Raw genomic sequence first — 13,996 nt, forward strand, 5'->3', positions numbered from 1 at the left:
GCCGGACTGCTGATGAAAACCCTCGGGTTGAGTTCAGCGGAGAACGGCGGAACCAGCGGGCTGTAGCGCAGCTTGGTAGCGCACTTGACTGGGGGTCAAGGGGTCGCAGGTTCAAATCCTGTCAGCCCGACCAGAAAGCCGCGGAAACCTTAGGGTTTCCGCGGCTTTTGCGTTGGTGGGATATGGACCAGCCCGTCGGTGGCCCAGCTAGCCGAGGGCGGCGTCGAGGGTGACGAAGCCGTAGCCTGCCGCCCGGAGCTGGGAGATCACCTGCGGGAGGGCCGCGGCGTCGAGCGTTGAACCGTCGTCGGGGTTCGAGCCGAGGTGCATCAGGACAATCTCCCCGGGCTGTGCGGAAGCCATGATGCGCTGGACGACAAAGCCCGGGCCGCGCGTTCCGTTCATGGTTCCTTGCCAACCCAAGGTGTCGACGGTCCACCGGATCGCCGCGTACCCGGCGGCGTTGGCGTCTGCAATCGTGCGGGAATCGCGGGCGCCGAACGGGAAGCGGAAGAACGGGAGCGGGTCGCCTCCAGCGGCCTCGATGGTCCTCTGCGCGCTGCTGATCTCGGCCGTGATCTGGGCGTCCGTCAGGGCGGTAAAGTCCGGGTGGGTCATGGAGTGATTGCCGATCCGATGCCCCGCGTTGTAGATCAGCGCCGGGTCGGAGGGGAACTGGTTGACCCAGTCTCCGGTGAGGAAAAACGTGCCCGGGACGCCGTTGGCTGCGAGGGTGGCGAGGATCGATCGGAGGCCGGCGTCGTTGGCGCCGGCGTCGAACGTGAGCGCGACAACCTTCTGCGCAGTCGGAATGCGCTCAAGATCCACGCCCAGGAGCGCCGGCGGGATGCTGGTGTAGATGACCTCGATCCTGCCGCTGGCCGAGTGCCACAGGATCGAACCGTGCTGGAAGTCATTGCGGCGGCCGCCCGTGATGCCGTACTCGCCGCTGGTTGGGTAGCCGAGCCGGCTGCGCTCCCAGCCGAGGGCCGCCCACTGGGCCCGGATTGCGCCGTACACCTCGTGGGCTCCGGTGGCGGGCGACCAGTAGATCGACGAGCCGGCATTCGAGCCGCTGAAGTGGTTGTACCGGCCGACCCCGTCGGGGGTGCCTGTCTCGTCCGTCAGCGGGAATCCGAGCACGCCTGCCGGGCCGCCGAGCTCCAGATAGCGTCCGCGGATTGCCCCGTGCACCTCGTGGGCTCCGGTGGCGGGGCTCCAGTAGATGGATCCTGCGGCGAAGTCGTTGTATCGGCCGGGGGCGCCGGGGGTGGCGGTCTCGTCGGTGAGTGGGAAGCCCAGGAGGCCTGCGGGTCCGCCGAAGGCGAGATAGCGTCCGCGGATTGCCCCGTGCACTTCGTGGGCTCCGGTGGCGGGGCTCCAGTAGATGGATCCTGCGGCGAAGTCGTTGTATCGGCCGGGGGCGCCCGGGGTGGCGGTCTCGTCGGTGAGTGGGAAGCCCAGGAGGCCTGCGGGTCCGCCGAAGGCGAGATAGCGTCCGCGGATTGCCCCGTGCACTTCGTGGGCTCCGGTGGCGGGGCTCCAGTAGATGGATCCTGCGGCGAAGTCGTTGTATCGGCCGGGGGCGCCCGGGGTGGCGGTCTCGTCGGTGAGTGGGAAGCCCAGGAGGCCTGCGGGTCCGCCGAAGGCGAGATAGCGTCCGCGGATTGCCCCATGGACCTCGTGGGCTCCGGTGCCGGGGCTCCAGTAGATGGTGCCGGCCGTGTAATCCTGCGCGCGGCCCCCAGCGATGTCGTACGCGCTCCCGACTGGCGTGCCGAGGAACGATGCGCTGCCGCCGAGCTGCTCGTAATGCTGGACAATCGCGTCGTCACCGGCCTGCTGGACCGCCATCGACGCCGGACCGCTCCGCTGCACCGCCACCGCTGGTACGGCGGCCGCGGCGGGCACCAGGGCCGTGCCCCCGAGACCACCGCCGAGGGCGAGGGCCAAGGCCATTCCGATGACTGTGGGGCGGGACCTGCGCATTGTGACCCCTTCGTGGTGACCGAGACATGCGAGCCTTGGTCAAGACGCTACGCCCCAGGGGTGTTCCGGGGCAGGGCCAGAGGTCCCGAACCGCAATCCGGTCACCCGCGACACCGTCCGCAGCCGCGGGATGCCTTGGGTGCCGGATCTTCCTACTTCAGGAACTTCGAAGTCCTGCGGTCGGCCAGGATCTTGCCTTTGGTCTGGCAGGTGGGGCAGTACTGAAGGGCAGTGTCCGCGAATGAGACTTCCCGTACCGTGTCGCCGCAGACGGGGCAGGGCTGTCCGGTCCGGGCGTGAACCCGCATGTGGCTGCGTTTGACGTCCTTGAGGTCCTTGGGCGGCTTGCCGGCTGCTTCGGCCAGCGCCTCGCCCAGCACGCTGTGGATGGCGTCGTACAGCACCTGCACCGTCTCCCGGTCCAGGGATTTGGCGATGGCGAACGGAGAGACCCGGGCGGCATGGAGGATCTCGTCGCTGTAAGCGTTGCCGATGCCGGCGATCACGCTTTGGCTGCGCAGCAGTCCCTTGACCTGCTGCGAACTGCCGGCCAGGATCGCAGCCAGCATGTCGGCGTCGAACGCCTCGGTAAACGGATCCGGGCCCAACGTGGCGATGCCCGGCACGTCCTGCGGATCCCGCACGACGTAGACGGCCAGGCTTTTCTTGGTGCCCGCTTCCGTCAGGTCCAGCCCGCGCGGCCCGTCGGGACCGGAGAAAGCAGCCCGCACTGCGATGAGGCCCTTGCCCATCCTGAGCTGGCTGTCGGCGGGGAGTCCGTGAAGCGCACCCAGCCCGCGCGCGTCAAATGGAACACCAGGGAAATGCCGTCCGTGTCAATGCTGATGAACTTTCCGAACCGGCGGACACCGGACACGGTGCGGCCCTCGATGGCGTTGAACGGCGGATCGGCCGTCTTGAGCACGGCAAACGAGACAATCTGGAGTTTCGCTACAACGCAGCCCCGCAGCTGTTCATCAAGGAACGCGGCCAGACCGGCGACTTCAGGCAGTTCCGGCATGGCCTACCTTTCCTGTCCCCGGCATGCTGAACCGGTGCTTGCACTCATGGGTCCCATCTTGTCAGAAACGCCCGCGCCGGCCCCGGCAGTTATGCCTATACTTTCAGCGGCGGCCCGTTTTACGGGCCCCTTTTTGACATTGGCGCGTACCCCGATGAAAGGCCACCCATGAGCAACATTCCCGAAGACCTGTCCTACACCGCCGAACACGAGTGGGTCACGGCCCCGAATGCCGACGGCGTGGTCCGCGTGGGAATCACCGACTTTGCCCAGGACGCCCTTGGAGATGTCGTCTACGCCCAGATGCCCGAAGTCGGCACGAAGATTACGGCGAACGAAGTGGTGGGCGAGGTCGAGTCGACCAAGAGCGTGAGCGACATCTACGCACCCGTTTCCGGCGAAGTGGTGGCCCGGAACGACTCCCTGGACAGCGATTCGGCCCTGATCAACACCGATCCCTACGGTGACGGCTGGCTCATCGAGGTCAAACTCGCCGAACCGGATGCAGTTGAGTCCCTGCTCAGTGCATCCGAGTACGAACAACAGGTAGGCTAAAGCTAACCGGTAATTCCGGTCCGGCCCCGCGCCGCAGGCAAAGCGTCTTCGCACGTCAGCCCCCGGATCGGGAGCCGGCGCCGGACCTGCTGGCAGGGCCGGAGAGCAAACGTTGGCTGCAGGTTTGCGCCTGCAGCGTCACAGAGGAGGAATCCATGGCTGGCCACAGACACAACCCTGCCGATGGGGATTACGGCACGGGTGCGGCTAAGGCGTCGGAGACCACCTCGATCCATCTGACCCCCATCACCGATGAACCCACCATCGCGCCCAGGCTGTCCTCGGAAGAGCGCAACTCGGTGGAAGCCCTGCCCGCCGGTTCCGCGCTCCTCGTGGCCCACAGCGGGCCGAATGCCGGCGCCCGGTTCCTGCTGGATTCGGACGTGACCACCGCGGGGCGCCACCCGGACGCGGACATCTTCCTGGACGATGTCACGGTTTCGCGCCGCCATGTCGAATTCCGGCGCACGGCACGCAGCTTCGAAGTCGTGGACATGAACAGCCTCAACGGCACCTACGTCAACCACGACCGCGTGGACCGCGTGGAGCTGAGGTCCGGCAGCGAAGTCCAGATCGGCAAATTCCGCCTCACCTTCTACCTGAGCCCTGCCACGGCTGCAGGCCGCAGCTGACCCGGGGACCGCTGCCTGTGGCAATGGCACAACCGGAACGCCGGGGCCCCCAGGTCCTGAACATTGGCGAAGTTCTCGCCCAGCTGAGCGCCGACTTCCCTGGCATGACCGCGTCGAAGATCCGGTTCCTTGAGGAAAAGGGACTGATCAACCCACGCCGCACCCCTGCCGGCTACCGCCAGTATTCCGACGGTGACGTGGAGCGGCTGCGCTTTGTACTGGCCCTGCAGCGGGACCAGTACCTGCCCCTGAAAGTCATCAAGGACTACCTTGACGCCATTGACAGGGGGAACGGCCGGAGAACCTGCCTCCCGGCGTCGTGGTTTCCCCGCGCATAGTCTCCGACGAGCTGGCCGCCGAACTTCAGAACCGCGGCCGGAAACTGAGCGAGGAACAGCTCCGCACCGAATCCGGCGCCAGCGTGCCCCTGCTGCAGTCGCTCCTGAGCTTCGGCCTCATCAGCCACAGCAACGGCCAGTTCGACGAACATGCCCTCCAGGTGGCCCGCGCGTGCGTCCAGCTGGAAAGCCACGGGCTGGAACCAAGGCACCTGCGGCCTTTCCAGGCCGCGGCCGAACGGGAATTCGGCCTGGTGGAACGCGCTGTGGCGCCGCTTGCCTCGCGCAAGGACTCTGCATCACAGGCGCGCGCGGCAGAGGCGGCCCGCGAGATCAGCGATCTTTGCCTCACCCTGCACCGGGCCCTGGTGCAGGACCACATCTCACGCATGGACATCTGATGATTGAAGTCGAGATTGTAGGCGTTCGCATCGAACTGCCTTCAAACCAGCCGCTGGTCCTGCTCAAGGAGATGCACGGCGAACGCCACGTCCCCATTTGGATCGGCACCCCGGAAGCCAGCGCCATCGCCCTTGCCCAGCAGGGTGTGGTCCCGCCCCGGCCCATGACCCATGATCTCCTGGTGGACGTCGTGGAGTCCCTGGGCCACTCAGTGGTCAGTGTCAACATCGTCGCGGTGGAGGACAACATCTTCTACGGGCAGCTGCAGTTCGAAAATGGGACCACGGTGAGCTCGCGGGCGTCTGATGCCCTTGCGGTGGCGCTCCGCGCCAAGTGCCGGATCTGGTGCGCCGACTCCGTGATGGATGAGGCCGGCGTCCGCATCACTGAGCACGACGAAGGCGAGGATACAGAGCCCGGCCCCACCGTGGATGAGGAGCGCGAACTGCGCCGCTTCCGTGAGTTCCTTGACGATGTGGAACCTGAGGATTTCGACGGCTAAGGTCACGTTAAGGTTAAGTTAAACCTGAAAGTTTCGACACGCCTCTTCCAACCCCCGAAGGTCTTTGACCTGGGGACCTGCCGGGCCTAACGTCGAAGTATCAAGTTCCCTTGCTTACGGCAGCCGCGCAAGTCACACTGGAAAGTGCGCCCCGCGGAATAATTACACGCATGGTCTTCATGCCAAGGCTTGCCGTTACAAGTTCCCGGGAGCGTACGACAAGGAGGATCCAGGTGAGTCCCAAAGGCGAAGCAGGCGGGCTGAAACAGCCCACGGCTGGTGTTGCTGTGCCCGTGAGCGGTGCCCAGGGCCTCCTGTTCACCGAGGACCTTCCCGTACTGGACGAGGACGCCGGCTACCGCGGTCCTACGGCCTGCAAGGCAGCAGGCATTACTTACCGCCAGCTCGATTACTGGGCCCGGACGGGCCTGGTTGAGCCGGCCGTCCGCGGCGCGGCAGGATCCGGCTCCCAGCGGTTGTACGGATTCAGGGACATCCTGGTGCTCAAGGTGGTCAAGCGGCTCCTCGACACCGGCGTTTCCCTTCAGCAGATCCGCACCGCCGTTGAACACCTCCGGGAACGCGGCGTCGAGGACCTGGCCCAGATCACGCTCATGAGCGACGGCGCCAGTGTCTACGAGTGCACGTCCGCGGACGAAGTCATTGATTTGGTGCAGGGCGGCCAAGGCGTTTTCGGCATTGCCGTGGGACGCGTCTGGCGCGAGGTGGAAGGCAGCCTCGCGTCCCTGCCCAGCGAGCATGCCGCCGAGCAGTCCTTTCCGGACGATGAACTGAGCAAACGGCGCGCTGCCCGGAAGATCAGCTGACCGGTTCTTACACGTAAACAATCAGGGCGGCCCTCCAGTTGGAGGGCCGCCCTGATTGTTTAAGACGTGAGGTCCTAGCGGGCGCGGCTGCGCAGGCCCTTGCCGGACGCCATCAGGGTGGACAGCAGTTCGTCGAACAACCCGGCCGCGGACTTGGCTGAATCCCCGGGCCAGTGGTGGACGGGGTGCGCCGCGCCCTGGATCTGCTGCCAGTTGGCCTGTTCGGGAATCCGCGGGCTCAGGAGGAGTTCGCCGAACATGGACTCCATCTCCGCCAGGCGGTAGGTGTGCTCGGAAGAGCCGCTGCGGACGCGGTTGGCCACGATGCCCGCCGGTGACAGATTGGGCGCAAACTCCTGCTTGAACAGCTGGATGGCCCGCATGGTGCGTTCCGTGCCGGCAACCGAGAACAGGCCAGGTTCGGCAACCAGGGCGACCTTGTCGCTGGCGGCCCACGCCATGCGCGTCAGGCCGTTGAGTGACGGCGGGCAATCGATGAGGACAAGCTGGTACTCTTCCGTGCCGGCGAGCACGGCGGAAAGCCTGCGGAGGTCCCGGCGGCCAAGGTCCGGCCGGTCGTAGATTCCGGTGTAGGCAGAGCCGACGGCGACATCCAGGACAGCGGGCCCGGCGCCGTTGGAGGGTGCGGTCAGCCCAGCTGCTGCGCACCACGTTCCCGGCCAGTTTCGCCCTTCGTGGGCTCTTCAGCATCCGGCCGATATCCAACTGGTCGCCCGGCTGTACGCCGAGGGCCGTGGTGGCGTCGGCGTGCGGATCCAGGTCCACCACCAGCGTGCGGACTCCGGCGGCAAGCGCCGCAGACGCCAATCCTGTGGTGACGGAAGTCTTGCCGACTCCACCCTTGAGGCTGCTGATGCTGACTACTTGCACTTGAGAGACCAAAACCTAACGCCGGATGCCGTGTTGGGGGTAATGTTTGCCTCGGCAGAGCCGAAGCCGGACGGTCCTGCCGCCCTACTCATCATATGTTGATGCGTCGGCGAATCCTGCTTTACCGGGCGTCGGCATGGCACCGACTGTGCTGCCGGGGCGGTTTCCGCCAGCCAGGCTGAAAGCGATCGGGACATGACGGGAAAATCTGTGACTGTTGCCACAAAGATTTGTGTTTGTCCTTGTAGGTCCTAGACACTGTGACCACTCATCGATCCACCCCGCAATGATGCAGGAGAAGCATGTTTTCCAAAATTCTGGTGGCCAACCGCGGTGAAATCGCGATCAGGGCCTTCCGCGCCGGCTACGAGCTGGGCGCCAAGACCGTTGCCGTTTTTCCCCAAGAGGACCGAAACTCGATCCACCGCCAGAAAGCGGACGAGGCGTACCTGATTGGCGAGGAAGGCCACCCCGTCCGGGCATACCTCGACGTCGCAGAAGTGGTACGGGTGGCCAAGGAGTCCGGCGCGGACGCCATCTACCCGGGCTACGGCTTCCTGTCGGAAAACCCGGACCTGGCGCGTGCGGCCAAGGAAGCCGGCATCACCTTCGTGGGTCCGCCCGCCGAGGTGCTGGAGCTTGCGGGCAACAAGGTTGCCGCACTGAAGGCGGCCCGCGAGGCGGGTGTGCCGGTCCTGAAGTCCAGCGAGCCGTCCAAGGACCTGGACGAGCTCCTGGCCGCGGCCGATGAGATCGGATTCCCCATCTTCGCCAAGGCTGTGGCAGGCGGCGGCGGCCGCGGCATGCGCCGCGTGGATACCCGCGAGGCCCTGCCCGAGGCATTGAAATCGGCCATGCGCGAAGCGGACGCGGCGTTCGGTGACCCCACCATGTTCCTGGAGCAGGCTGTCCTGCGCCCGCGGCACATCGAGGTGCAGATCCTCGCGGACGCTGAAGGCAACGTCATGCACCTTTTCGAGCGCGACTGTTCCATCCAGCGGCGGCACCAGAAGGTCATCGAGATCGCTCCGGCCCCCAACCTGGATGAAGGCATCCGCCAGGCCCTCTACCGCGATGCGGTGAAGTTCGCCAAGGCCTTGAACTACGTCAACGCCGGTACCGTCGAGTTCCTGGTGGACACCGAGGGCGAGCGGGCAGGCCAGCACGTCTTCATCGAAATGAACCCGCGCATCCAGGTGGAGCACACGGTCACCGAGGAAGTCACGGACGTGGACCTGGTCCAGGCCCAGATGCGGATCGCCTCCGGCGAGACCCTCGCCGACCTTGGCCTGTCACAGGACTCCGTCAAGCTGCGCGGCGCAGCACTGCAGAGCCGCATCACCACGGAAGATCCCGCAAACGGTTTCCGGCCCGACGTTGGAAAGATCACCGGTTACCGTTCGGCCGGCGGTGCCGGCGTGCGGCTGGACGGCGGTACGGTCTACTCCGGCGCCGAAATCAGCCCCCACTTTGATTCCATGCTGGTCAAGCTCACCTGCCGCGGCCGGGACTACCCGGCAGCAGTGGCCCGGGCCCGCCGTGCCCTGGCCGAATTCCGCATCCGCGGTGTCTCCACGAACATCCCCTTCCTCCAGGCAGTGCTGGACGATCCCGACTTCATCGCCGGGGATGTGGCCACGAACTTCATTGACCAGCGCCCGGAATTGCTCAAGGCCCGCGTTTCGGCAGACCGCGGCACGAAGCTCCTCACCTGGCTGGCCGACGTCACCGTCAACAAGCCCAACGGTGAATTGACCGTGCACTCCAATCCCGCCCGGAAGCTGCCTGACGTAAAAGGCATAACGGCAGCACCGGGTTCGCGCCAGAAACTCCTCGAGCTGGGGCCGGAAGGCTTCGCGAAGGCGCTGCGGGAGCAGAACGCCGTGGCCGTCACGGACACCACCTTCCGCGATGCGCACCAGTCCCTGCTGGCCACCCGCGTCCGCACCCGGGACCTCGTTGCCGCCGGTCCGGCCGTCACGGCGCTCCTTCCACAGCTGCTGTCCGTGGAAGCCTGGGGTGGAGCAACCTATGACGTCGCGCTGCGCTTCCTGGGGGAGGACCCCTGGGACCGGCTCGCTGCCCTGCGCGCCGCCATGCCGACCGTCTGCATCCAAATGCTGCTGCGCGGCCGGAACACCGTTGGCTACACACCGTACCCGGAGGAGGTCACCGAGGCGTTCGTCAACGAGGCGGCCGCCACCGGCATCGACATTTTCCGCATTTTCGACGCCCTGAACGACGTCAGCCAGATGGCACCGGCCATCCGTGCCGTGCGCGCCACCGGCACCGCCGTCGCCGAGGTGGCCCTCTGCTACACGGGCGACATGCTGGACCCGGAGGAGAAGCTCTACACGCTGGACTACTACCTCCAGCTGGCACAGAAGATCGTCGACGCCGGAGCCCACATCCTGGCGATCAAGGATATGGCCGGCCTGCTCCGTCCCGCAGCTGCCGCCAGGCTCGTGGCTGCCCTCCGCGAACGGTTCGACCTGCCGGTCCACCTGCACACGCACGACACCGCCGGTGGCCAGCTGGCCACGCTGCTGGCCGCCGTCGACGCGGGTGTGGATGCCGTGGACGTTGCTTCCGCATCCCTGGCCGGCACCACGAGCCAGCCCTCGGCGTCGGCCCTTGTCGCCGCCCTTGCCCACACTCCACGGGACACCGGCATCAGCCTGGACGCCGTCAGCTCGCTCGAGCCGTACTGGGAGGCCGTCCGCCGCGTGTACGCACCGTTCGAGTCGGGCCTGCCCGGCCCCACCGGCCGCGTGTACAAGCACGAGATCCCGGGCGGCCAGCTGTCCAACCTGCGCCAGCAGGCCATGGCGCTGGGGCTGGGGGAGCGGTTCGAAGCCATCGAGGACATGTACACCGCCGCGGACCGCATCCTGGGGCATCTGGTCAAGGTGACGCCGTCGTCTAAGGTAGTGGGCGACCTTGCCCTGCACCTGGTGGGCCTGAACGCCGATCCCGCTGATTTTGAGGCGAATCCGCAGAATTACGACATTCCGGACTCCGTGATCGGCTTCCTGTCCGGCGAGCTCGGTGATCCTCCCGGAGGCTGGCCGGAGCCCTTCCGCACCAAGGCCCTCCAAGGCCGCAGCGTGAAAGTCCGCGACGTGGAACTCAGCGCCGAGGACAGCGCCGCACTGAAGTCTGATTCCAAGACCCGCCAGCGCACGCTGAACCGGCTGCTCTTCGACGGTCCCACCAAGGATTACCTGAAGAGCGTGGAGACCTACGGCAACATCTCCGTGCTGGATACCCGCGACTACCTTTACGGGCTGCAGCGCGGCACCGAGCACGAGATCCAGCTGGAGCGCGGTGTCCGGCTGATTGCTTCCCTGGAGGCGGTCTCGGAGCCGGACGAGAAGGGCATGCGCACCGTCATGTGCACCCTCAACGGCCAGTCCCGCCCGGTCATGGTGCGCGACCGGTCGGTGGTCAGCAACGTCAAGGCCGCCGAGAAGGCCGATCCCGCCCAGCCCGGGCAGGTGGCCGCACCGTTCGCAGGTGCCGTTACCGTCACGGTCAAGCCCGGCGATTCCGTCAACGCGGGTGACACGGTGGCAACCATCGAGGCCATGAAGATGGAGGCGTCCATCACGACGCCGGTGGGCGGCAAGGTTTCCCGCCTGGCCATCTCAGCGGTGGAGCAGGTCCAGGGCGGGGACCTGCTGCTGGTCATCGAAGAGTAGGGTAAGGCTGCACAACAAAGGAAGGGTCCTTCACAAGGTGAAGGACCCTTCCTTGTTGTGGGACGTCAGGAACGCGGCGCGGAGTACATCTCCTCGATGACGGTTTCGAAGTCCTTCATCACCTGCGCCCGCTTCACCTTCATGGAGGGGGTCAGGTGCCCTGAGGCTTCGGTGAAGTCTGCCGGGACGATGCGGAAGGACTTGATGGCCTCGGCCTGGGAAACCGAGGTGTTTGCCGCGGTAATCAGGTCCTGCACTGCTGCCTTCACTACCGGGTTGCCCGCCGCCTGCTCAAGGGTGGTGTCCGCCGGAAGGCCGTGGCGCTGGAGCCACCCTGGCAGCGCTTCCTGGTCGAGGGTCACCAGGGCCCCGATGAACGGCCTGTTGTCACCCACCACCAGGACCTGCGACACCAGGGCGTCGGCACGGATCTGGTCTTCGAGCAACGCGGGGATTACGTTCTTGCCGCCCGCGGTGACGATGATCTCCTTCTTGCGGCCGGTGATCCAGACGAAGCCTTCATCGTCCAGCCGGCCGATGTCACCGGTGTGGAACCAGCCATCGGTGAACGCCTCTGCTGTGAGGTCGTCCCGCCGGTAGTAGCCCCGCATCACGCAGACCCCCTTGGCCAGGATCTCGCCGTCGTCGGCAATCTTCACGGCGTTTCCCGGGAGGGGCTTGCCCACCGAACCGATCTTGATCCGGGACGGGGTGTTGACCGTGATGGGGGCGGTGGTCTCGGTGAGGCCATAGCCCTCCAGCACCTGCATCCCGATGCCCTGGAAGAAGTGTCCCAGCCGCTCGCCAAGCGGGCCGCCGCCGGACACCGCGTGGGCAACGTGTCCGCCCATCGCCGCCCGCAGCTTGCCGTACACCAGTTTGTCGAACAGTGCGTGCCGCAGCTTCAGGCCCAGTCCCACGTGTCCGTTCTGGCGGGCTTTGGAAAACGCAATGGCAGTTTCGGCGGCGCGGTGGAAGATGGCGCCCTTGCCGCCGTCCTCCGCCTTGGTCAGCGCGGAGTTGTAGACCTTTTCAAAGACCCTGGGCACCGCAAGGATGAATGTCGGCTCGTAGCTTTGCAGGTCGGCCAGGAGGTTCTTGATGTCCGGAGTGTGGGCCACGGTGGTACCGGCCGCCATGGCCAGCACCGAAATGAAGCGGGCAAACACGTGGGCCAGCGGGAGGAACATGATGGTCTTGGCGTTCTCGTGGACGATTTCACCGATGATGGCCAGTGCGTTGTCGGACAGCTCCACAAAGTTGCCGTGCGTGAGTTCGCAGCCTTTGGGACGCCCTGTGGTGCCCGACGTGTAAATGATCGTGGCAATGTCGTGGAGGCCGGCTGCACTGCGTCGTGACTCCAGCTCTTCATCGCTGACGTCGCGGCCTGCCTCGCGAAGGCTGTCGAGGCCTTGGCCCTCGAGTTGCCACACATGCTGCACTGCCGTGAGTCCTTCGGCGGTGACGGCCTGCCGGATGACGTTTTCGTGATGGGCGGACTCGCCGAATGCCGCCACAGCGCCGGAATCGCCCAGGTTCCAGGCAACCTGGGAAGGGGACGAGGTTTCATAGATGGGCACCGACACAGCCCCGGCGAACCAGATGGAGAAGTCCACGAGTGCCCACTCGTAACGGGTGCGGGACATGATGCCAACGCGGTCGCCCGCCCCCACCCCACTGGCGATGAGCCCCTTGGCCAGCGCCTTCACGTCGGCGAGGAACTCGGTGGCGGACACGTCGCGCCACGAGCCTGCGGAGTCCAGGCGGGAAAACAGTGCCGGGTTGCTGGGCTTGGCTGCCTGCCGCAGCACCAGGTCGGTGATGTTGGTTTCCGGAGGGACAACAACCAGGGGCGGAACACTGAATTCGCGCACTATAGCTCCTTTGATATCTGAAGTCCCGCGCAGGGGTTTGCCTAAAGACTAGTACCCCTGCCGGAACTGTGCAGTACACAAACCTACTGGCGAGTAACTTAGCCGTCAATGGGCGCTGCATGGGGGACTGTATGTCAAGACAATCCTTCCGCCCGCCTAGAATGGTGCACTATGTACGGACCGTCGTCCGGCGATCAGGCCGGCCCCCTCAAAAGACCAGCGCCCTGGCGCCGCCGTCCCGCCACGTACCGCGCCGGACAGTTGCACGGAAGTGTGGGCGGGCACCTTCGCCTTGGCCGCAAGGGGCTGGCCATCGGCATAGACATCGGGGGGACCAAGGTGGCCGCCGGGGTGGTGGACGCGGAAGGCAGGATCCTCAGTGAAGCCCGCCGGTCCACCCCGGGCACCGACCCACGGGCAGTGGAGCAGGTCATCGTGGAACTGGTGGAGGAACTCGGCCGGGGGCACCGCATCTGGTCCGTGGGCATCGGTGCTGCGGGGTGGATGGACCTGGCCGGTGGAACCGTGCTCTTCAGCCCGCACCTGGCCTGGCGCAACGAACCGCTGCGTGAGAACCTCCAGCGGCTCCTCCGCCGTCCGGTGTTGCTGACCAACGACGCCGACGCCGCGGCCTGGGCCGAATGGCGCTTTGGCGCCGGGCAGGGAGAGGACCGGCTGGTCTGCATCACGCTGGGCACCGGCATCGGGGGCGCCATGGTGATGGACGGCAGGGTGGAACGTGGCCGGTTCGGCGTGGCAGGGGAGTTCGGCCACCAGATCATCATGCCCGGAGGCCACCGCTGCGAATGCGGCAACCGCGGATGCTGGGAACAATACGCCTCCGGCAACGCCCTGGGCCGCGAAGCCAGGCTCCTGGCCCGGTCGAACTCGCCGGTGGCCCACGACCTGCTGGCAGCCGTGGGCGGACATCCCGAGGCCATCACCGGAGCCATCGTGACCGAACTGGCCCTGGCCGGCGATCCCGCCTCACGGGAGCTGATCGAGGAAGTTGGCGAATGGCTCGGCCTGGGGCTGGCCAACCTGGCGGCGGCGCTGGACCCGGGCCTCTTCGTTATCGGCGGCGGGCTCTGCTCGGCGGGCGACCTGCTGGTGGAGCCGGCCCGCAAAGCGTTCGCGCGGAACCTGACGGGCCGCGGATTCCGCCCGGCCGCAGGGATCGAGTTGGCGGCCCTGGGCCCCAACGCGGGCCTCATCGGCGCGGCCGACCTTTCGCGCGTCAGCAGCCGCGTCCGCAATTGACGAC

8 protein-coding genes, 1 tRNA gene and 3 pseudogenes are annotated in these 13,996 nt (G+C 66.3%); 8 read left to right on the forward strand and 4 right to left on the reverse strand.

The genetic code is table 11. The features are described from left to right. Positions 1 to 56: 56 nt before the first annotated feature. Positions 57 to 133, forward strand: a tRNA-Pro gene (locus OUO20_RS04505). 74 nt (positions 134 to 207) lie between these two features. Here the strand turns inward: OUO20_RS04505 and OUO20_RS04510 are convergent. Both OUO20_RS04510 and OUO20_RS04515 read right to left on the reverse strand, forming a co-directional pair. Next, positions 208 to 1,989: a polysaccharide deacetylase family protein gene (locus OUO20_RS04510; RefSeq protein WP_268002912.1), complete on the reverse strand. Its 1,782-nt coding sequence runs from the start codon at positions 1,987 to 1,989 to the stop codon at positions 208 to 210. 152 nt (positions 1,990 to 2,141) lie between these two features. Further along, a pseudogene (locus OUO20_RS04515) lies at positions 2,142 to 3,010 on the reverse strand (Fpg/Nei family DNA glycosylase). A gap of 168 nt (positions 3,011 to 3,178) precedes the next feature. Here OUO20_RS04515 and gcvH point away from each other — a divergent pair. The 5 genes and pseudogenes from gcvH (at position 3,179) to OUO20_RS04540 (ending at position 6,266) form a co-directional block, all read left to right on the forward strand. Beyond that, the gene (gene gcvH, locus OUO20_RS04520; protein WP_018763524.1) at positions 3,179 to 3,565 is read left to right on the forward strand and encodes a glycine cleavage system protein GcvH; all 387 of its coding nucleotides are present in this window, start codon (positions 3,179 to 3,181) and stop codon (positions 3,563 to 3,565) included. Between the two features lie 155 nt (positions 3,566 to 3,720). Continuing rightward, on the forward strand, positions 3,721 to 4,197 hold the full coding sequence (locus tag OUO20_RS04525; RefSeq protein WP_018771493.1) for an FHA domain-containing protein: 477 nt from the start codon (positions 3,721 to 3,723) through the stop codon (positions 4,195 to 4,197). Between the two features lie 23 nt (positions 4,198 to 4,220). Then, positions 4,221 to 4,936, forward strand: a pseudogene (ftsR, locus tag OUO20_RS04530) (transcriptional regulator FtsR). Then, on the forward strand, positions 4,936 to 5,439 hold the full coding sequence (locus OUO20_RS04535) for a bifunctional nuclease family protein (protein WP_018771495.1): 504 nt from the start codon (positions 4,936 to 4,938) through the stop codon (positions 5,437 to 5,439). Before ftsR ends, OUO20_RS04535 begins: the two are co-directional and overlap by 1 nt. A 233-nt stretch (positions 5,440 to 5,672) precedes the next feature. Beyond that, on the forward strand, positions 5,673 to 6,266 hold the full coding sequence (locus OUO20_RS04540) for a MerR family transcriptional regulator (protein WP_018763528.1): 594 nt from the start codon (positions 5,673 to 5,675) through the stop codon (positions 6,264 to 6,266). Positions 6,267 to 6,340: 74 nt separating this feature from the next. Here OUO20_RS04540 and OUO20_RS04545 read toward each other — a convergent pair. Next, positions 6,341 to 7,157 (reverse strand): annotated as a pseudogene (locus OUO20_RS04545) (ParA family protein). A gap of 302 nt (positions 7,158 to 7,459) precedes the next feature. On the opposite strand from OUO20_RS04545, the gene OUO20_RS04550 reads away from it, so the two are divergent. Further along, complete coding sequence (locus OUO20_RS04550) at positions 7,460 to 10,858, forward strand: pyruvate carboxylase (protein WP_268002913.1); 3,399 nt, start codon at positions 7,460 to 7,462, stop codon at positions 10,856 to 10,858. A gap of 65 nt (positions 10,859 to 10,923) precedes the next feature. Here the strand turns inward: OUO20_RS04550 and OUO20_RS04555 are convergent, their stop codons facing one another. After that, a complete protein-coding gene (locus OUO20_RS04555; RefSeq protein WP_056389730.1) occupies positions 10,924 to 12,732 on the reverse strand; it encodes an AMP-dependent synthetase/ligase in 1,809 nt (602 codons plus the stop codon). A gap of 171 nt (positions 12,733 to 12,903) precedes the next feature. On the opposite strand from OUO20_RS04555, the gene OUO20_RS04560 reads away from it, so the two are divergent. Further along, positions 12,904 to 13,992: an ROK family glucokinase gene (locus OUO20_RS04560; protein ID WP_026266105.1), complete on the forward strand. Its 1,089-nt coding sequence runs from the start codon at positions 12,904 to 12,906 to the stop codon at positions 13,990 to 13,992. Positions 13,993 to 13,996 lie beyond the last annotated feature (4 nt).

This window comes from Arthrobacter sp. FX8, assembly GCF_026723805.1.
Lineage (GTDB): Bacteria > Actinomycetota > Actinomycetes > Actinomycetales > Micrococcaceae > Arthrobacter.

Bases quoted from the DNA above. Each gene is read 5' to 3' on its own strand.
- OUO20_RS04510 (WP_268002912.1), bottom strand. From the start codon at position 1,989: ATGCGCAGGTCCCGCCCCACAGTCATCGGAATGGCCTTGGCCCTCGCC.
- gcvH (WP_018763524.1), top strand. From the start codon at position 3,179: ATGAGCAACATTCCCGAAGACCTGTCCTACACCGCCGAACACGAGTGG.
- OUO20_RS04525 (WP_018771493.1), top strand. From the start codon at position 3,721: ATGGCTGGCCACAGACACAACCCTGCCGATGGGGATTACGGCACGGGT.
- OUO20_RS04535 (WP_018771495.1), top strand. From the start codon at position 4,936: ATGATTGAAGTCGAGATTGTAGGCGTTCGCATCGAACTGCCTTCAAAC.
- OUO20_RS04550 (WP_268002913.1), top strand. From the start codon at position 7,460: ATGTTTTCCAAAATTCTGGTGGCCAACCGCGGTGAAATCGCGATCAGG.
- OUO20_RS04560 (WP_026266105.1), top strand. From the start codon at position 12,904: ATGTACGGACCGTCGTCCGGCGATCAGGCCGGCCCCCTCAAAAGACCA.